Below are 18,133 nucleotides of genomic sequence, written 5' to 3' on the forward strand. Positions count from 1 at the left end.
GGCATTCAGGCGAACCCGGCGGGCACCTCTGCGGGCGTCGCGGTCGGGCACTGGGGTGTAAATCAGCTGGCGACCGCCACTTCAGGTGCGGTCGCGAAGGTCTGGCAGAAGGCGTCGACGCTGGACACCCAGCCGAAGAACGTTTCGATGTTGTACAGCGCCGCCTGCTGGGCGAATTCCGGCCCGGCCTGGTGGGTGGCATCGGCCAGCACCACACCGAAATATTCCAGGTGGAAGCCGTCGCGCAGCGTCGATTCCACGCACACGTTGGTGGCGATCCCGGTGAACGCCAGGTTGCGGATGCCACGGGCACGCAGGGTGCTGTCCAGCTGCGAATTGAAGAAACCGCTGTAGCGCGGCTTGGGCACCAGGATGTCGCCGGTCTGCGGCGCCAGCTCATCCACCAGCGCGTAATCCCAACCGCCCTTGGCCAGCAGCGAGCCGGCCAGTTCCGGACGCTTGCGCATGGTCTTCAGCGCATTGGACTTGTGCCAATTGGGCGAACCCGGCCCGCCCGCCTCGACGTACCCGTTGTCCCAGCCGTTCTGCAGAAAGATCACCTGCATGCCGGCGGCGCGGGCTGCGCCCAGTGCCTGGCGGATCTTCTCGATCACCGGCTGGGTCGCCGAAACATCGAAACCTGCCAGGTCGAGATAGCCGCCGCGGCTGGCGTAGGCGTTCTGCATGTCCACCACGATCAGCGCGGTTTCGCTCGCCTTCATCGCCAGCGGCTCGGGTCGTGCCGGCAGTTGCACAGGTTCGTCCGTTGCGCTCAGGCCGTAGCCGGAGATCTGTTCGACGGCGTTCATCAGGCCGATTCCTTTAGCACGGTGACGTGCCGGCGGCTCTGCATCAGCGGCTGGATCTTCTGGCCGAAGGCTTCGACGCCCTCGAGGAAGTCATCGAAGGTCAGCATCACGCCCTGCATACCGGGTACGGTGGCGATCTCATCGAGCATCCTTGCCACGTTGGCGTAGGAACCCACCAGCGTGCCCATGTTGATGTTCACTGCCGAAGTCGGGTCGGCCATCTGCCGGATGTTGCTGTCGGCGCCCTTGTCGGCGGCACCCTGCTCGCCAAGCCAGGCGATGGCTTCCTCATCGGCGCCGGCCTTGTAGTGCTCCCACTTGGCGCGGGCGGCTTCGTCGGTTTCGTCGGCGATCACCATGAACAGCACACAGGAGGTGACGTGGCGGCCAGTCTTCTCAGTGGCCTTGAGCAGCCGCTCGGTGGCCGGGGCGAAGGCGGTGGGGGTGTTCACGCCCTTGCCGAAGCAGAAGTTGTAATCGGCGTACTGCGCCGAGAAGGCCATGCCGGCGTCCGAGGAGCCAGCGCAGATGATCTTCATGTCCGCCTGGGGTTTCGGGCTGACGCGGCAGTCCTCCATCTGGAAGTGCTCGCCCTTGAAGTCGCTACGCCCGGTGGCCCAGAGGTCGCGCAGCACCTGGGCGTACTCTCCGAGATACTGGTAGCGCGTGCCGAAGAATTCGTCGCCCGGCCACATGCCCATCTGGCTGTATTCCGGCTTCTGCCAGCCGGTGACGAGATTCACGCCAAAGCGCCCGCCCGAGATCGAGTCGATGGTCGAGGCCATGCGCGCGACGATGGCCGGCGGCAGGGTGAGCGTTGCGGCAGTCGCGAACAGCTGGATCTTGCTGGTGACCGCGGCCAGGCCCGCCATCAGCGTGAAGGATTCCAGGTTGTGCTCCCAGAACTCGGTCTTACCGCCGAAGCCACGCAGCTTGATCATCGACAGCGCGAAATCGAAGCCGTAGCCCTCGGCCTTCTGCACGATGGCCTTGTTCAGTTCAAAGGTCGGCATGTACTGCGGCGCATTTTCGGAAATGAGCCAGCCGTTGTTGCCGATCGGAATGAAAACACCAACATCCATGGGTAGCACCTCTGTACGCAATGGCTAGAAAGCGCTGCCCGAACGTGACGGGCAGGGTCGCAAGTGCATTAGCAGGATGCAGGCCAGAATCTTATTTTGCTTTTTAATCAAGGAGATGAGTTATCTAGGTGGTGTAATGTGGACCATTTGGTCTGAATCGGAGCACCTGGTTTGTGCGCGACGCACGAAGATCGTGCAAGCGCTGCTTTTCTTCGTTGCTCGTGCGCCACACGCTCACCGCGCTACAGTAGCGGCTCGTACGAACCCATCCGGTAATCCCGTGACAGATCAGCCTCCCGTTCCGCCCCGCAAGCGCCTCACTGCCAGCAAGACCCCTCGGCTCAAGGGTGCAACCCGCGTACCAAGCGCCAGCGCCCAGGACCGCCGCCTGCGCATGATCGAAAGCAAGCGCACCAGCATCCTCCAGGCCGCGCTCGAGCTGTTCTCCCGCTTCGGCCTGCACGGCACCAGCCTCGATCAGGTGGCGACCCAGGCAGACGTCTCCAAGACCAACCTGCTGTACTACTTCGGCAACAAGGAAGAGCTGTACACCAACGTCCTGCGGCAGCTGCTGGAGGTCTGGTTGCAGCCGCTGCAAGCATTCAGCGTTGAGCAGGACCCAGTCGAGGCGATCAGCGAATACCTGCGGGTCAAGCTCGAACTCTCCCGCGACCATCCCGCCGAATCGCGGCTGTTCTGCATGGAGATCATGCAGGGCGCGCCATTGCTACTGGGCGAGCTACAGCAGCCGCTGCATGACCTGGTCGAGAACAAGGTCGCCGTGATCCAGGCCTGGATCGACGCCGGCAAGCTCGCACCCATCGCGCCGCATCACCTGATCTTCTCGCTCTGGGCGACCACCCAGCACTACGCCGACTTCCGCGTGCAGGTCGAGGCGGTGGCCGGCAAGACGCTGGATGATCCGGCGTTCTTCGAGGAAACGCTCAAGAGCTTGCAATCGCTGATACTCAATGGGGTGAGGCCACGTTGAGGCATTAGGTCGGAACCGATAGCGCCCGCTCCTTGGCTTGCACGATTGGCCTCTGCTGTCTGTACTGGCTGATCAACCCACGCGCGGGCCGGGGCGCCTTGGGTAAGTCACCCTCCGGTCAGCGCCCCCACGGAGTGAAACGATGAAACCGACATTCCAGCCCGGCCGAAACATCGCGATGAAGGTACCTGCCCACGAGTACCAACACACCGTCGCGTTCTACCGCGAGATGCTCGCACTGAAAGAACTCACCCCTGCAGGCGCTGAAGGCGAGCATACGCCGCGCTTCGATTTTGGCGACAAGGTGCTCTGGCTGGATTGCGTGCCAGGCATCAGCCAGGCGGAGATATGGTTGGAGGTCGTTACGGATGACCTGGAAGGCGCCGCCGCCCACCTTGAGCGGCACGACTGCGCTCGGCGGGATGAAATCGAACCCCTGCCGGAAGGGTTCAGGGCTTTCTGGATATCGAGCCCCGCCAATATCATCCATCTGGTTTCCGAACGAGCTACGCTCTGAACACGCGAAGTGCCGGGCTCATTCAAGCCATCTGCCGCTGCCGATACCCCTGCGCGATCTGCACCATCACCACCAGCGTCACGATCGGCAGCAGCCCGATATTCACCGCCGCCCAGCCCGCGTGCGCGATCAGCGCGCCGGAGGCGAACGACATCACCGCCGCGACGCTGCCGTTACTCAGCTCCATCAAGCCTTGCGCCCGTGCGCGCTCATCCAACGCATGGCCCTGTCCCAACTGCGTCGAGCCGGCGACAAGCATGAGGTTCCAACCGATACCGAGTAGGCAGCTGCTGACCATGAAGTGCCAGTGGCTGACGCCAAGCAGGGCGACGACTGCGCTTGCGATCAGCAGGCCACCGCCCACGCAGGCCACCATGCGACTGCCCAGCCGATCTACCAGTGGCCCGGCGACGAAGGCCGGAAGGAACATCCCGAGCATGTGCCACTGGATCACCTGGCCGCTGGCCTGTAGATCCATCCCCTCGCCATGCATCGCCAAAGGCGTTGCGTTCATCACCAGAATCATCAACCCGTGACCGGCGGCGGTGGTCAGCACCGCGGCCCTGATGGTCGGCCGAGAAAGCAGTTCTCGCCACGACACCCGCGACGGTGCGCTCGGTGATGCGCTTGCCGTGCCAGTCGTGCTGAGGCCGGAAAGTACCGCTACACCCACTGCTGCCAGCGCAGCGATCAGCAGATAGGCGCCCGCGAAGGGTGTATCGATCAGTCCGCGAGCGGCATTGCCGAGCGAAGGGGCGACCAGCGCGGCGACTACGCCACCGCCGATCACACAGGCCGTGGCGCGGCCCTTGAAGGCTTCGCTCACTGCCTCCATCGCCGCAAAACGGTAGTACATGGCCGATGCCTGATAACCGCCGATCAGCAAGGAGCCGAGGCAGAGCAGGGTGAAGCTGTCGAGCCACAGCGATAGCGCGCTCATCAGCCCGCCAAGCACACCGGCCAGCGCGCCGAACAGAAAGCCAACTTTGCGTCCATGGCGCTGCATGAGCCAGGCGATCGGCTGCAGAGCGAGCAGGCCGCCAAGCATCAGCACCGCAAGCGGCAAAGACGCCAGGCTCGCGAAGGGTGCCAAGCGCAGGCCGACGATCGAAGTGAGGATGATGCCGGTCATCGAACAGGACCAGAACAGCGCCTGAGCCATGAACAAGCGAAACACCTGGGGGTTGCGGAAAAGTAGATGCATGAAGATCGCCTCGCGACGCTGGAAAACAGGCACAGCTGTGCCCGGCGATGTGCCAAGGGCCTGCTGTGAGCGAAAGGTGTGGCGCGTCGGGCTCAGCCGAAGCGCTGTGAGAAGTCCCGTGGGCTTACCGACAGGTGCTTCTGAAAGCTGCGCCGCAGGTTCTCCGGATGCCCGAAACCGGTCAGCCGTGCCACCGTTGTGATCGAGGCTTCGGCGCTCAACAGCAAGCTGCGCGCGGCTTCCAGGCGCAGCCGCTCGATATAGCGGCCCGGCCCCATGCCGACTTCCTGATTGAACAGCCGGCACAAGGTGCGTGGCGTCATGTGCGCATGCTCGGCCAGGGCTTCGATGGAAAGATCGTCACTCAGATGAGCTGGCAGCCACTCGAGCAGCGCGGTCAGGCGGCCTACCGCGCTGCTGGGCGCTGCGAGCATCGGGCTGAACTGCGTCTGCCCGCCGGGCCTGCGCAGAAACATCACCAGCCGCTGGGCAACCGAGAGGGCCAGCGCACGGCCTAGATCCGCCTCCACTAGGGCCAGCGCCAAGTCGATGCCCGCCGTGACGCCAGCCGAGCTGAACAGATGCGCCGCAGCAGAATCAGCCGGGTCAAAGGTATGCAGACTGTCGCCATGCACCTCTACGCCTGCGTACTCGCCAAGGGCTTCGAGGTCTGCCCAGTGGGTGGTCGCCCTGCGCCCGTCGAACAGCCCAGCTTCGGCGAGGATCAACGCGCCGGAACACACCGATCCCAGCCGCCGCACCCGTTGCTCGGCGGCTCTAAGCCAATCCAGCAGGGGCCCGTTGTGCATCTGCGCGGTGACGCCAAGGCCACCCGGAACCAGCAGGGTATCCAACGATCCAGGATCGATCTCGGGCCAGGCTGCATCGGCGACCAACTTGAACCCCGCCGAAGTGGCAACGGCGCCTGGCGCCTCACCAAGCAGAAGGAGCTCGTAAGCAGCCGGCCAGCCCTGCCGCTGCCGCTCCACATTGGCCGAGGCAAATACCTGCAGCGGACCGGTGACGTCCAGGCTCATGACATCTGGATAAACAAGGCAAGCGATGGTGCGAATGGCGTCCATGGGTGCACCTCTGCGGGAAGATGCATGCAGTGTGCGGCGGCTCGGGCGTTGTCACAATGACAAGGTTCCCACGGATCTTGCCACCTCCGGTCCTGCCTTAGCCAGCCGGAGTGCTTTGCAGGACAGGGCAACTAGACGGCCGTGTTCGCATCCGCCCTAGATAATCGCGCAGCCGCGGCCATTGGCTGAGTAGGTTTGCAGGTTCGGTGATGAGAGTCAGGTAGTCGAGCATGGGTGTCAGCAACGCATCCGCGATGCTCCAGTGTTCTGCACAAAAAAACGCGCGCTCGCCCAGTTGTGCGTCGAGTATCGATAACGTGCGTTCTGCCTCCAGCCGGGCGACCTCCAGAGTTTTCGCATCGATTGGTGTGGATTGGTTTGGCCCGACAATAGGCAGAATGTAGTTTCGAACCAGCGATGCGTCGACGGAGGTAACCAAGGCGCTCGACCATTGTTCTAGGAGCATCTGGGTGGCCGGTGCGTGTGTTGGCGAGCGCTCCGGATGCGCCGCATCGAGATAGCGAAAGATTGCCATGGTTTCAAATATCGCAGTGCTGCCGTGCAGCAGAACAGGGACCTTTCCGAAAGGGTGCAGAGCCCTGTGAGCCTCGCTGCGCCAGCTGACCGGAAAGCCGTTCAGGTGCATCCCATATGTATACGTCAGCCCTTTCTCCTCGCAGTAAAGCCGAACGCTACGGACCAGGGTGCTAAAGCCAGGGCCGAAAATATGCAGATCCATGATGAGTCGCTCTGGTTGGGGAGCTGGAATTCTGCTGGCTGGCACTCTATGTTCAAGAACATAGACTGAAGGATCACTTATGCCTTGGCCCACCGATCAACGCGACCGCACTCGATCCCGCATTCTGGAAAGCGCCTCACGCTTATTCGCCGATAAGGGGTACGAGCAGGTATGCATCGACGATCTTATGGCCGACGCGGGCCTGACGCGGGGCGCGTTCTACAGCCACTTTCAAACAAAAGCCGATCTCTATGCGCAGGCGATTCGATATGCCGCGAGTGCCGGCGGTGCGCGCCTGCAGGAGTTGGGTGAAGGGGGATTGGGAGCGCTAGTGGAAGGTTATCTTCAGCGTTCACATGCAACCGGTGAGTCGATGAGGTGCCCACTGGCTTTTATGGCTGCAGATGTCACCCAGCGAGAGCCTGAGATTCGACAGGTCTACAGCACGGCCCTGCAGAACTTTATCGCCCGACTGCAACAGGCTTCACCGACAAGTGAACGCACGCAGATTCTGCAAATGGTCGTTGCGCTCATTGGCGGGTTGGTATTGGCGCGCGCTGTGGAAGAACCAGATCTGTCTGAAGAGATTCTTGCCGCCTGCCGGTCAGACTGTTATGACCTGCTTGCGCAGCAGCACTTGGCCACGTCCGAACATTGGGGATAACGCGCGCTTTCGGCCTCTGTAATCGCTACCGTCCAGACAAGCAGCCGTTGCCGAGCGCCTGTCCCCAAAATGGCTTTGGACGCCTATGTCTAGCATGGTTGTATCTGGATATTGACATTTGCCGATATTAGGCCGAGGATCATCCGCTCGGCAGGACTGGATTACCGGACTGCACAGCCCTCACGGGGCGGTACTCACATTGTGGTGAGGTAGCCTCGGTCTTAAATATCTATAAATCACGATATCTAAATATTACGCTATGAATCATACAGCACTCTTCACTCCCAGCTCGCTTGGCTCTTTCAAGCTACGTAACCGCATCGTGTTACCTCCGTTGACACGCTCGCGCAGTTCTCAGCCAGGCAATATTCCAAACGCGCTAATGGCGACCTACTACCGGCAACGAGCCAGTGCGGGTTTCATGGTGACGGAAGGCATTCAGATCGAGCCGCGTGGGCAGGGCTATGCCTGGACGCCTGGAATTCACAGCCCTGAGCAGGTTGAGGGCTGGAAGGCCATCACCCAGGCGGTGCATGACGAGGGCGGCGTGATTTTCGCCCAGCTGTGGCATGTCGGCCGTGTTTCGCACACGTCGCTGCAACCCGGCGGTGAGCAACCTGTTGCGCCGTCGGCCATCCCGGCAACCAACGTCAAAGTCTTTATCGAGACGGCGCCCGGCGAGGGTGCGCTGGCTGAGCCTTCGATGCCGCGGGCACTGTCCAATGCCGAAGTCAAAGAGCTGGTGCAGCTCTATGCCCAGGCCGCGCGCAACGCGATGGAGGCAGGCTTTGATGGCATCGAAATTCACTGCGCCAATGGCTATCTGGTCAACCAGTTCATCTCCGCTCACACCAATCGCAGGACTGACGAATACGGTGGCTCGCTGCAGAACCGGCTGCGCTTCCTGCGCGAAGTGGTCCAGGCGATAGCCGATGCCATAGGTGCCGAGCGCATGGGCGTTCGCTTTGCGCCGCTGTTCGCCAGTACTGATGAGGAGCGCGTCTACCTTGGCCTCGTGGAACAAGACCCGCATGAGACCTACATCGAAGCGGTGAAGATTCTGCAAGCCATCGGCGTGGCTTACGTATCACTGGCGGAGGCCGATTGGGACACCGCGCCCGAGTTGCCTGGCAGTTTCCGCGAGGCAGTTCGCGCGGCGTTCAGCGGTACGATCATCTATGCGGGCAAATACACCCCCGAGCGCGCCGCTGCGGCAGTTGAGGCCGGTTGGGCGGATTTGATCGCCTTCGGCCGTCCTTTCATTGCCAACCCCGACTTGCCGGCGCGTATCGCCAACGGTTGGCCGATGAACCCGCTGGATGCCAGCAGCATGTATGGCGGCACCGAGCAAGGTTACATCGACTACCCGGCGTACTCGCACTGAGTCGGCATGCGTGCGCTCCCGTGGAGTGCGCGCAGCCTGCACCGACAAAGTATCGTAAGATCGCGAAAACCCATTACCTGCCGCGGATATGAGCATAGACATTAGTGAAGCGCTGAAGGCCCTGGATAACCCCACACGCCTGGCCATCCTTACCCTGCTGAAGGACCCGAAGACCAACTTTCCCGAGCAGGAAGCTGATCCCGAACAGCTGGGTGTGTGCGTCAGCATCATCCAGGAGCGTGTGGGGTTGTCACAGTCCACCGTCTCGAACTACCTGGCGGCGCTGCAGCGCGCGCAGTTGGTGACGTCGCAGCGTATCGGTCCCTGGACCTACTACAAGCGAAACGAAGAGAAGGTCGCCCAGTTGCTCGAAGCGCTCAGCAAAGCCATCTGAGCGGGCTAGCAGAGCCTTGAGCGTTTCGCGTTCAGGGCCACCCCGGCCGATCCCTTCCCGCAGGTGGTGACACGCTGGCCCAGGGCTTACGGCCGTTATCGCCTTATCCTGCTCGCCCGATACTGCCCCGGCGTCATGCCGACCACCGTCTTGAAGTCATGAATGAAGTGCGCTTGGTCGCTGTAGCCGCAAGTAAGCGCGGTATCCAGCAGCGGCTCGCCCTGTTGCAGGTGCTGACGAACCAGCGCGACACGCTGAATACGGCTGAACTGCTTGGGCGTCAGGCCCACCTGATAGCGAAACAGGCGCTCCAGCTGGCGTTGCCCGAGTGGCACCGTCTGTAGCAGATCAGCCAGACGCTGCCGGCCCTGGGTCGCAGTGATCTGCGACAGTAGCTGTTGCACCGGTGAGCGTCGCTCCTGCGTCGCCTGCAAACGCCTCATCAACTCCTGCTCCACCAGCCGCTGCTGCGCCTCGCGGCTCAACTCGGCCAATTGGTCGACCATTGCGGCGAAGCCCAGCCGCTGCCAGTCGGCACCGTGGAAGCCGGCCAGCTCATCCAGGCTGACGCCAAAGAACGCCGCGCCCATCCCAGGACGAAAGCGCACGCCCATCAGCCTTACCGGCCCCGCCAGTTGCAACCGCGAACTCACAAGCTGCGGCCCGGCGATCAGTGCACGCGGATTGTGCAGATGGCCATCGAAGGCCAGTGGGTCGGCGAAATTGAAGATGACGCCGCAGGCGCCGTCCGGATGCAGCATCTGCTCGTCATACGCCGTGGCGGCGTCACCCTCCAGCCACCAGAAACGCTGAACATAAAGCGCCAGGGCGGGCGTCGGCGGGCGGCTCAGGAAGCCTTCAATACGTGGCAATCGTTCGTGCAGGGCGGTCATAGCGGGCGACGTTCGAAGATGTCGAAAATCTACAATAGCGCAGCGTGGCGGCTGCGTAGCCTTGGCTGCACATTCAAACCGAGGAGTGACCACCATGCGCATGAACTACCAGGCTGCCGCCCCCGATGTAATGACGGCAATGATAGGGCTGGAAACCTACCTGGCGCGGCAGAGCCGCCGCGAGGATGGCGTCGACAAACCGCTGATGGAGCTGGTCAAGATCCGCGTCTCGCAGATCAACGGGTGCGCCTACTGTCTCGACATGCACACCAAGGACGCCCGCGCCCTGGGCGAAACCGAGCAGCGCATCTATGCCCTGAGTGCCTGGCGCGAAACCCCGTTTTTCAGCGACCGCGAACGCGCCGCCCTGGCCTGGGCAGAGGCCAACACCCTGTTGCCTCAGGGCGTGTCGCAGCAGCTGTTCGAGGAGGCGCGCGAACAGTTTTCCGAAGCCCAGCTCGCCAACCTGACGCTGGCGATCGCCACCATCAACGCCTGGAATCGCTTCGGCGTGTCCTTCGCGCCTGTGCCGGGCAGCTACCAGCCGGGCTGATGCATTCCGTTCCGCCTGACCTGTTGGTCGGGCGGTTCCGGTTCAGGGCTGGAGTTCCTGATTGCCCATGGCACAGAAGCTCTGCGCCTGCCGTGCGGCCGGCAGCGCGCGCAGCTGGGTCGTGCACTGCGCTTGGCTGGGCGTGCGCACCACCCTGAGCTCAGCGTTGTCGTTCACACCAATCAGGTACGGCTTGTTGTAGCGCGGGCCGTCGTGCCAGCTGCTGAAGCGCTGCTCGCTGTAGCCGCATTGGTAGCGGATATGGCCGGAGAAGCCCTTGAAGCGGTCGCGGCGGAAGATGTGTCGGTACAGGAGCCAGTCACGCTTGCTCTGGCCGTCGCGCACCGCGTCGAGGCAGCCTTGCAGCTCGGTGATCTGCGGCTCGTGAAGAAAGATGCTCTGCGCCAAGCTGGAGCCATCCAGCTGCACCGTGGCCACCAGATAGACCTGCCGCTCGGCCGCCTGTGCCGATAGCGCCAGGGCTAAACCCAGCGCCAACATCCCTGTTTTGATCAATCTGCGGTGCCCCGATGCCGTTCAGTGGGCCGCACCCTAGCGGATCGTCGCGTCGGGAAACAAGCCTGCGCGAGTGCCAAGTCGTCACGGCCGTGATTCAGCCCGTTTGGATCAGCGGACTGGATCGCTCCTGTGGTCCATCCGGGCGTCCGGCTCTCGCTCGTAAAGCTCCAGCGGCAGGCCGTCAGGATCGGCAAAAAAAGTGAAGTGGCGCCCGGTGTACTCATCCATGCGAATCGGCTCAACCGCGATGCCCTTCGCCTCCAGCGCGGTCTTGCAAGCAGCGACGTCATCCACGGCAAACGCCAGATGCCGCAACCCCTGCGCCTCCGGCCGCGAGGGGCGAGGCGGGGCGTCGGGAAAGGAGAACAACTCGATCTGCCCGCCGTCCGGCAAGGCCAGGTCGAGCTTGTAGGACTGCCGTGTTTCCCGGTAATGCTCGGCGATCACCACGAGGCCCAACGTTTCGGTATAGAAGCGCTTCGAGACGGCATAGTCCGAGCAGATGATCGCGGCGTGGTGGATCGAGCGCAGCATGCAGAAGGTCCAGCTGTGGTGAGTAGGTAAAGACCGGTTGCGTAACCGGGTGTTCCGAACGTGACGGCAACCCAGCAAGTAATCGGCATAGCCCGAATGCAGTTGCGCGGAAGTCGCGTACCTATTGCGTGGCTCGATGGAGCTACTGAGGCGCTCGCCTATTTGTCGCCGGCATTTGGATGCAATACTCGTTTGTCATGTGCCTGGCCCGTGAGTGGCATTTTGGTTTTGGCGGGCTCTAACCTTTTAAATTCTTTTCTTACGTTCACTTAAAACAGCGCTTAGCAGGTCAGGCAACCACTCCGGCTTGAATGCGGCGGTATCCTCATTCTGGATTTCGGCAATGTCCCACCACTTCCATTTTTGAATGGTGCTTTTTTCTTCGTCTGTCCATTCCGCCGCGAATATGTCTGTATTTGGCGGGCACTCCACAAGGTAATATTTTTCTAGCCAGCGTGCAGGGGTTGACCGTGCGACGGCATACACTTCATCTCGCTCCTTCAGAAGGCTGCCAATCTTCAAGGTAAGCCCCGTTTCCTCATATAGTTCTCTTGCCGCAGCGTCAGCGTAGCTCTCGCCAGTCTTAAGTTCGCCGCCAGCGGTCGCCCAGAAAGGCGCTTGATGTTCGTCCTTGTATAAAAATAATAAAAGTCGGCCATCGCTATCTAGGATGAACAATCTGGAACATTTTCTGATTTGCACGTTTTCTCGTTATCTTGTGGAGGTTGATGTTATTTAGCCCAACATTTGCTTCAGGAGGGATTAATCCGTTTAGGTAGGCGAAGTGAGCGGCTTGAACCAGTTATAGTTGAACTAGCCTGAGTGAACACCTTTGAAATAGTCTGTACGCTCAATGGTCATGCGTAGCTTGCATTCTTCTACCTGAACGCCCCGCCAAGGAGATGGGGTGGAAGATATTCCCGTGTATTCGCACTCGGCATCTCTGAATTTTAGCCAAGCTCTTTGGGCAGAGCGAAATAAGCTAACTATCTCAGTGCTTGGCCACGTTTCGCGTAAGGCACGCTCTTCTTCTTCGGTTCTTTTAATGGCTTTTTTGTATTCGATATTCAGCTGATCGTCAGCAGCTTTATTTTTTTGGGCTACGCATAGATAGCCTGCGGTAACTCCACCTCCTTGGGCATTGCATGGGTCATCGCTATTCTCAGTGCCAAAAGCTACTGTGGGGATTAACATGAATAGAAAATATATTGCTTTCAAAGCTAAACCTAATACGAGCGTAGAGTTAAGAATTGGCCCAGCCGCGTCTTGTGGATGCCACCTGCTGAGCGAAAAGCGACTTGAGTGCCTTTTTGAGCTACCTTGTAGGAATCTTATTATAGAGGTTTGGGTCTTCCAAGCATTGCTTCAAAAGCAACTGCTGCCCGCTATAAACCTTCATTATCTTGGATCTCGCTTTGTCTGTTTTTACGCTTAGGCAAACACATGAAAATCCGTAATACCCATTTGTGCGAACAAATTCTTTATCGTCAATTTTTGGCATGTGATCCATTGACGCTTCATCAGCACACCCAATGCCTTGGGTTGAAATTATCCATTCGGCATCAGCGTCAATTAGCCATAGATTTCCCGGAGTGGGATTTTCTAGCCAGCCGCAGCGTTTTTCAGCGGACATGGCACTAATGGGTGTTGCAATAAGCAGCATCAAGAGCAAGTGGCGCACTTGTGTTTCCTTAATAATAAATATAGTGGGGCGCTTCGCTCACTTCGGTGAGCGAAGCGAATGGTTTGAGCCGCTTGCTAGAACGGTGCGAATGAAATCCAAGGCTCCCTGAAAAACTTCGTGCCACTGTGAGTTGGCTGGTTGCGCGAGAGGGTACCAAAAAAATTTGAAGTCATGCCCACCGTCATCGGATGCCTGATGAACCCATTCATCAGGCATTTCTTGGTCAACTTCACAGAGATGAAATGACCAGACTTGCTCCTGATACCCTGATTTCCATAGCCCTAAATTAGACACGTTTTTTGCTTCTAGAATACCTGCCTCTTCCGCGAGCTCACGTATGGCTGCTTCATCAGCACTTTCGCCTGATTCAATGGTGCCTTTTACTAACTGACGGCCAGCAATGGGTGCACAAATGCAAGTATTTGTAGTTGTGCGTTGTTGCGAATAACTACAGGGCAGGATTTTGTTGGTTTCATTGTGTTGTCCAATCCATCGGCAAAGGAGCGTTTTTTGCCCCTAGTAGAACGTCGGGGACTTGTAAAGGCTCTTAGCCAAGGACGGGCCTGAAGAATGTTCGCTCGTAGCTGACTATGCATTTTGTTTCTTCGGCATATTTGAAGGCAGCTATACAGTCTGCGTCTTGAAACGATTTTTCTCGATATTGTTCATGGTCCGCCAAGCTTGAGAATGTAAACATGGCAAGGGCAACGTTATTTGCGCCCTCTGATGGAAGGAAGTAACCGTGGTGACTTCCACCAAATTTCTCAACCAAAGGAATCCACATTTTTCCGTAATGCTCAAATTCCTTGAATTTATATGGGTCTATTATGTATCTGATATGGCAAGTAACCATAGCGTTCCCCTGTATAGCTAAAAATTGTTCTAGAGCTGCTTAAGCTCTAACCCGGAGCGAGGTGAGCAGCTTGGAAGCCGTATGGACTCTCTCTGCATCACGTTCTTCTATAGCACTGCGGCGACTGTTTGGGAGAGGTGCGATGAAGCGTATAGCGGTTGATTTGGCGAAGTCCATTTTTCAGGTTGCCGAAAGGCTCCTGGTCGGCCAGGTAGGTCGGTGCGAAGTCGCTCAATTCTGGGGCCGCATGCGTGATCAAGCCGATCGCTTCGCCAGTGGCCGCCACCTAAGCGCCTGGCTGGGCATGACGCCCAGCGAATACAGCAGTGGTGAGCGGCGGCGACTCGGTCGAATCAGCTGTAAGGGCAACGTCTACGTGCGCACCTTGCTGATTCATGGTGCACGAGCGGCGCTACTGGCAGCCAAGCGCTGCAAGGCGCGAACACCGGAGCGCCTGACCCAGTTGCAAAGTTGGGCGCTGCAAACCGCCGAACGCATCGGCCACAACAAGGCCGCGGTGGCGCTGGCAAACAAACTGGTGAGGATCTGCTAGGCGGTTTGGTGCCATGAACGACGGTTCAGCGGTAACTGGCGCAGCACAAAGCCCGCCTGATGGCGGGGGTAAATCAGAAAGGTGTTTCTAGTGGTTGTGGTGAGAAGCGAGACTGTCGGAACAGGCGAGTCCTGCAGCGGAACAAGGCCGATAACAATGATGATCTTCGCGATCGCTTGAACGCTTGGCCCCCGCTGCGCGAACTACAGGATGGCCAGGGCAATGCCCAGAACAGGCCGGATATACGAATGCAACCGCGCTGACGACAGGATCGAAAAAAGCTAATCCTCACTGCTTGTGGGGAGAGTCCATATAGGCTGTTATGTTCTCGGTACAAATACATAGCCATAAGGTAATCGATTTTCATCGTAGTGATTTGCATAGGGGCCAATGCAGCACTGACCTAGGGTCATGACTTCTACTTGATTTGTAAGATCGTTTTTTGTGTAGAACAAATAAAAGCCTTCCATGTCATCAGCATATTCGCAGCAATTCACCCCAGATCCAATAGCGCCAACTAATCTTTGATGAGTTTCTGGCAGGTACTGCTGGATTAATGGATATTGGTGGGGGGAAGCGAGCATTCTGTGCGCTATGTCATGCCCATTGAAAATAATGTAATCGCACCTTGCGTAGTTACACGCTCTTTCTATTGAGGCTCTAAGGTCTTCAGTATAATTTGTTGAATACAAAAACATGAATCCGTGGCAGTTGTGCTCTTTGAGCTTGTTGATATTGGCTTCGTCGTCTTTTATTCCTACTGACCTGCCGCTTCTTGAAAAATGCTTACAGCTGACCAGCCATCTGTAACCACCTACTCCAAAATTTCCTGGCTGCTCGGCAATTATGTCGCGCCCGCCATCATGCCCCACCGCAGGTTTAACTAGGATTCTATATCCGATATTCTCAAGGAAGATTTTTGAGAAGTTTTCAAAATCATCCCCTGAAGGGATTTCAGAGAAGTCTAGGTACATACTTTAATTCCTGATGCCGAATTTGAGACAGCCTTGCATAACGTTTGGTTAAGGGGCGGGCTTTAGCCCGTCCCAGTGAGCGAAGCGAACGATTTGAAGGCTGTAATGGACTCTCCCCGCACCACGTTTCTTCTATAACACCGTGGTGACTGTTCGCTGGGAGAGGTGCGATGAAACGCATAGCGATTGATTTGGCCAAGTCCGTTTACCAGGTTGCCGAGAGTGTCCAGGTCGGCCGGGTGGATCGGCGCAAGCGGCTCGATGCCGGGGCATTTGCGCGATATGTACAGGAGCAGATCGAGCCTGTCGAGTGGGTGATGGAAGCCTGTGGCACGGCTCACCATTGGGGGCGATTAATGCAGGAGAAAGGCCATCGCGTCGTGCTCTTGCACCCTCGTTACGTGCGCCCGTATCGGCGGCGCAATAAGACCGACCGCAACGATTGCGACGCCATTCTGGAAGCAGCGCGCTGCCAGGATATTCGCCCGGTGCCGGTCAAAAGTGTGCAACAGCAGCAAGTCCAACAGCTGCATAAGTTGCGCGAGGGTTGGAAGAAGTCCCGCGTGCAACGCATCAACCTGTTGCGCGGCATCCTGCGTGAGGCTGGGGTTGAAACACCGAACGGCATCAAGCCATTTCTGCGCCAAGCGTGCGAACTGATCGAACGGCCTGAAGTGCGTGCACTGCGTGGGGCGCTGCAAGTGGTACTGGCTGAGATCAACCTCTATGAACAGTCGATGCGCGAGTGCGAAGAACAATTGGCACGCTGGCATGCCGATGACGAGATAGTCCGTAAGCTCGACGAAGTCAGTGGCATCGGCCTGCTGACCGCGAGTGCCTTTAAAACTGCAGTCGGCAAGCCCGAGCGCTTCGCCAGTGGCCGACACCTAAGCGCCTGGCTGGGCATGACGCCCAGCGAATACAGCAGTGGCGAGCGGCGACGCCTAGGGCGAATCAGCTGTAAGGGCAACGTCTACGTGCGCACCTTGCTGCGAAGGACTTCATAAAGCGCCTAACGCAAAGCACACGGGCGACGAGCCGCGCAGCGGGTTGACGTCCCAGCGACCGCAGGGAGCGCGTGCTGCGTTTTGTTAGACATTATTTCGCAGGTGCTCCTGCTGAACCCGCGAGAATGCCACCATCAATGTTTATCTCCGTTCCTGTCAAATAGCCCGATTCATCTGAAGCCAACATAACAGCAACACAGGCTACTTCCTCGGGCAAACCAAAACGCCTAAGCGGTGTATTTTGAACAAAAGCGGCCATACTAGCCTCACGCTCTGGCCCATTACCCAGCATCGGTTCCCACATAGGCGTCAGAATTGCGGCAGGGTGAATTGAATTACAGCGTACATTCAAATTCTGCTGCGCGCAGTACAAGGCTACACTTTTAGTATGATTCCGCACACCTGCTTTGCTAGAAGCATAGGCTGCGGCAGTTGGAATACCGACTATGCCAGAGCGCGATGATATATTTACAATGGAGCCCTTGCCCGTGGCACGCATGGCTTTAATAGCGTATTTACACCCTAGAAAGACACCATCGAGGTTTGTCTCATGTACCTTGCGCCAAGCGTCTAAGGTTGCGTTCTCTGGATCATGCGGAACGAAGCCTTCTTCAAATCCTGTAATACCAGCATTGTTAACGACAATATCAAGGCGGCCGTGTGCGTCGATTATTTCACTAGTAAGCGTTTGCCAGGCGGTTTCATCACGAACATCCAACAAAGCAAAGCAAGCAGATTGACCAAGGGATAACGCTACTTGCTGCCCCTTATTCTGATCAATATCCGTCATATAAACAAAAGCACCTTCTGCTGCAAAATGACGAGCAATCGACTCACCAATGCCTTTGGCAGCACCGGTGACTAAAGCAACTTTTCCTTCGAGTCTCAAAATTCGGTCCTCTTAATGTCTAACGCCCGCAATAAACGGCGCGAGGAACGAGCGTCCGGCGACCGCAGGGAACGAATTTAATTGCTTTGTTAGTTCATTCACGACGAGCTAGTAGAAGCCCAATACCAGCACTGCCAAGTAGCCCCGAGCAAATCCGGTTGAACACACGACGCATCGAAGGTCGAGAGAACCAATGCCGCAATGCTTTCCCAAAAAATGCATACCCAGCTATCGCTACCCATTCAAGCATCAAGAACAGAACACCTAGAACTAGGAACTGAAATCCTACAGAGCCAGTGGGGTCAACAAACTGAGGGAGAAAAGCTGTAAAAATCAAGATAGCCTTTGGGTTTCCAGCTGCCAGAAGAAACTCTTGCCGCCCCAATTGGAGCAAGCTACTCTCTCCGAGTGCCTCGTCACCACTGTCAGAAGGATCTGCAGTCCACAATTGAAACGCAATCCAAAGCAGATAAAGCCCACCGACAATCTTTATGATGAAGAATAACTTTTCTGATGTGTATAGCACAGTCGCAAGCCCAGTTGCTGCCAGAGTAATCATCCCCACGAATGCAACAAGGCGACCAATCCCAGCATAACAGGCGACTCTGACGCCGTAGCGCTTCGCATTGGCCATTGACAGCAGATTATTTGGCCCGGGTGCCATGTTCAGAGCAAAGCATGCTGGTATGAACAATAAAATTGTTATTAGCGACACAACTGATTCTCCTTTTTAACTAACTATAATTAGACACCAATTGGTGTATAAGACGCCCAGCGGGCGTGGTGTAAACATTCCTTGTCGTCTGGG

Annotated in this window: 22 protein-coding genes and 2 pseudogenes; 8 read left to right on the plus strand and 16 right to left on the minus strand. The window is 58.0% G+C overall.

From position 1 onward, the window contains the following. Window positions 1–62 precede the first annotated feature (62 nt). The gene (gene rutB, locus CXK91_RS11960; RefSeq protein ID WP_103456283.1) at window positions 63–809 is read right to left on the minus strand and encodes a pyrimidine utilization protein B; all 747 of its coding nucleotides are present in this window, start codon (window positions 807–809) and stop codon (window positions 63–65) included. After that, window positions 809–1,891 carry a pyrimidine utilization protein A gene (gene rutA, locus CXK91_RS11965; protein WP_103456284.1) on the minus strand — a complete coding sequence of 361 codons (1,083 nt, stop codon included), beginning with the start codon at window positions 1,889–1,891 and terminating at the stop codon, window positions 809–811. The genes rutB and rutA overlap by 1 nt, the downstream gene beginning before the upstream one ends. Window positions 1,892–2,171: 280 nt before the next feature. Between rutA and rutR the strand changes: the two genes are divergently transcribed. Continuing rightward, a complete protein-coding gene (rutR, locus tag CXK91_RS11970) occupies window positions 2,172–2,882 on the plus strand; it encodes an HTH-type transcriptional regulator RutR (protein WP_103456478.1) in 711 nt (236 codons plus the stop codon). Window positions 2,883–3,024: 142 nt separating this feature from the next. Further along, complete coding sequence (locus tag CXK91_RS11975) at window positions 3,025–3,399, plus strand: VOC family protein (RefSeq protein WP_103456285.1); 375 nt, start codon at window positions 3,025–3,027, stop codon at window positions 3,397–3,399. A 22-nt stretch (window positions 3,400–3,421) separates the two neighbouring features. On the opposite strand, the gene CXK91_RS11980 is transcribed toward CXK91_RS11975, so the two are convergent. From CXK91_RS11980 to CXK91_RS11990, 3 genes are all read right to left on the minus strand, one after another. Then, window positions 3,422–4,603 carry an MFS transporter gene (locus CXK91_RS11980; RefSeq protein ID WP_103456286.1) on the minus strand — a complete coding sequence of 394 codons (1,182 nt, stop codon included), beginning with the start codon at window positions 4,601–4,603 and terminating at the stop codon, window positions 3,422–3,424. A gap of 92 nt (window positions 4,604–4,695) precedes the next feature. Then, on the minus strand, window positions 4,696–5,685 hold the full coding sequence (locus CXK91_RS11985; RefSeq protein ID WP_103456287.1) for a GlxA family transcriptional regulator: 990 nt from the start codon (window positions 5,683–5,685) through the stop codon (window positions 4,696–4,698). A 97-nt stretch (window positions 5,686–5,782) separates the two neighbouring features. Beyond that, a complete protein-coding gene (locus CXK91_RS11990; RefSeq protein WP_103456288.1) occupies window positions 5,783–6,424 on the minus strand; it encodes a glutathione S-transferase family protein in 642 nt (213 codons plus the stop codon). Between the two features lie 79 nt (window positions 6,425–6,503). Between CXK91_RS11990 and CXK91_RS11995 the strand changes: the two genes are divergently transcribed. The 3 genes from CXK91_RS11995 (at window position 6,504) to CXK91_RS12005 (ending at window position 8,866) form a co-directional block, all read left to right on the plus strand. Next, the gene (locus CXK91_RS11995; protein WP_103456289.1) at window positions 6,504–7,088 is read left to right on the plus strand and encodes a TetR/AcrR family transcriptional regulator; all 585 of its coding nucleotides are present in this window, start codon (window positions 6,504–6,506) and stop codon (window positions 7,086–7,088) included. Between the two features lie 259 nt (window positions 7,089–7,347). Further along, window positions 7,348–8,472: an alkene reductase gene (locus tag CXK91_RS12000; protein ID WP_103456290.1), complete on the plus strand. Its 1,125-nt coding sequence runs from the start codon at window positions 7,348–7,350 to the stop codon at window positions 8,470–8,472. 88 nt (window positions 8,473–8,560) lie between these two features. After that, window positions 8,561–8,866, plus strand: coding sequence for an ArsR/SmtB family transcription factor (locus tag CXK91_RS12005; protein ID WP_102824408.1), 306 nt, complete (start codon window positions 8,561–8,563; stop codon window positions 8,864–8,866). Between the two features lie 95 nt (window positions 8,867–8,961). On the opposite strand, the gene CXK91_RS12010 is transcribed toward CXK91_RS12005, so the two are convergent. After that, window positions 8,962–9,759 (minus strand): helix-turn-helix transcriptional regulator, encoded by a 798-nt coding sequence (locus tag CXK91_RS12010; RefSeq protein ID WP_103456291.1) that lies wholly within the window; start codon window positions 9,757–9,759, stop codon window positions 8,962–8,964. Between the two features lie 94 nt (window positions 9,760–9,853). Here CXK91_RS12010 and CXK91_RS12015 point away from each other — a divergent pair, with 94 nt between their 5' ends. Continuing rightward, window positions 9,854–10,312, plus strand: coding sequence for a carboxymuconolactone decarboxylase family protein (locus CXK91_RS12015; RefSeq protein WP_103456292.1), 459 nt, complete (start codon window positions 9,854–9,856; stop codon window positions 10,310–10,312). Window positions 10,313–10,354: 42 nt separating this feature from the next. On the opposite strand, the gene CXK91_RS12020 is transcribed toward CXK91_RS12015, so the two are convergent. The 7 genes and pseudogenes from CXK91_RS12020 to CXK91_RS12050 form a co-directional block, all read right to left on the minus strand. Beyond that, the gene (locus CXK91_RS12020) at window positions 10,355–10,813 is read right to left on the minus strand and encodes a hypothetical protein (RefSeq protein ID WP_103456293.1); all 459 of its coding nucleotides are present in this window, start codon (window positions 10,811–10,813) and stop codon (window positions 10,355–10,357) included. A 126-nt stretch (window positions 10,814–10,939) separates the two neighbouring features. Beyond that, window positions 10,940–11,365: a VOC family protein gene (locus tag CXK91_RS12025; protein WP_103456294.1), complete on the minus strand. Its 426-nt coding sequence runs from the start codon at window positions 11,363–11,365 to the stop codon at window positions 10,940–10,942. Between the two features lie 246 nt (window positions 11,366–11,611). Then, on the minus strand, window positions 11,612–12,067 hold the full coding sequence (locus CXK91_RS12030; protein ID WP_103456295.1) for an NUDIX hydrolase: 456 nt from the start codon (window positions 12,065–12,067) through the stop codon (window positions 11,612–11,614). A 111-nt stretch (window positions 12,068–12,178) separates the two neighbouring features. Further along, a complete protein-coding gene (locus CXK91_RS12035) occupies window positions 12,179–12,559 on the minus strand; it encodes a lysozyme inhibitor LprI family protein (protein WP_103456296.1) in 381 nt (126 codons plus the stop codon). A gap of 121 nt (window positions 12,560–12,680) precedes the next feature. Next, complete coding sequence (locus CXK91_RS12040; RefSeq protein WP_219811497.1) at window positions 12,681–13,046, minus strand: DUF4087 domain-containing protein; 366 nt, start codon at window positions 13,044–13,046, stop codon at window positions 12,681–12,683. Between the two features lie 39 nt (window positions 13,047–13,085). Then, a pseudogene (locus tag CXK91_RS12045) lies at window positions 13,086–13,525 on the minus strand (NUDIX hydrolase). A 71-nt stretch (window positions 13,526–13,596) separates the two neighbouring features. Beyond that, window positions 13,597–13,902: an NIPSNAP family protein gene (locus CXK91_RS12050; protein WP_103456297.1), complete on the minus strand. Its 306-nt coding sequence runs from the start codon at window positions 13,900–13,902 to the stop codon at window positions 13,597–13,599. A 142-nt stretch (window positions 13,903–14,044) separates the two neighbouring features. On the opposite strand from CXK91_RS12050, the gene CXK91_RS22905 reads away from it, so the two are divergent. Continuing rightward, a complete protein-coding gene (locus CXK91_RS22905; protein ID WP_423833875.1) occupies window positions 14,045–14,455 on the plus strand; it encodes a transposase in 411 nt (136 codons plus the stop codon). Window positions 14,456–14,775: 320 nt separating this feature from the next. On the opposite strand, the gene CXK91_RS12060 is transcribed toward CXK91_RS22905, so the two are convergent. Then, window positions 14,776–15,429 carry a restriction endonuclease gene (locus CXK91_RS12060; RefSeq protein ID WP_103456298.1) on the minus strand — a complete coding sequence of 218 codons (654 nt, stop codon included), beginning with the start codon at window positions 15,427–15,429 and terminating at the stop codon, window positions 14,776–14,778. A gap of 170 nt (window positions 15,430–15,599) precedes the next feature. Between CXK91_RS12060 and CXK91_RS12065 the strand changes: the two are divergent. Then, window positions 15,600–16,421: pseudogene (locus tag CXK91_RS12065) on the plus strand (IS110-like element ISPst6 family transposase); the annotation flags it as partial. A gap of 106 nt (window positions 16,422–16,527) precedes the next feature. On the opposite strand, the gene CXK91_RS12070 reads toward CXK91_RS12065, so the two are convergent. Then, complete coding sequence (locus CXK91_RS12070) at window positions 16,528–17,325, minus strand: glucose 1-dehydrogenase (RefSeq protein ID WP_256055792.1); 798 nt, start codon at window positions 17,323–17,325, stop codon at window positions 16,528–16,530. 94 nt (window positions 17,326–17,419) lie between these two features. Beyond that, complete coding sequence (locus tag CXK91_RS12075; protein ID WP_103456300.1) at window positions 17,420–18,040, minus strand: LysE family translocator; 621 nt, start codon at window positions 18,038–18,040, stop codon at window positions 17,420–17,422. Window positions 18,041–18,133 lie beyond the last annotated feature (93 nt).

It is taken from the genome of Stutzerimonas stutzeri (assembly GCF_002909485.1).
GTDB lineage: Bacteria > Pseudomonadota > Gammaproteobacteria > Pseudomonadales > Pseudomonadaceae > Stutzerimonas > Stutzerimonas stutzeri_AH.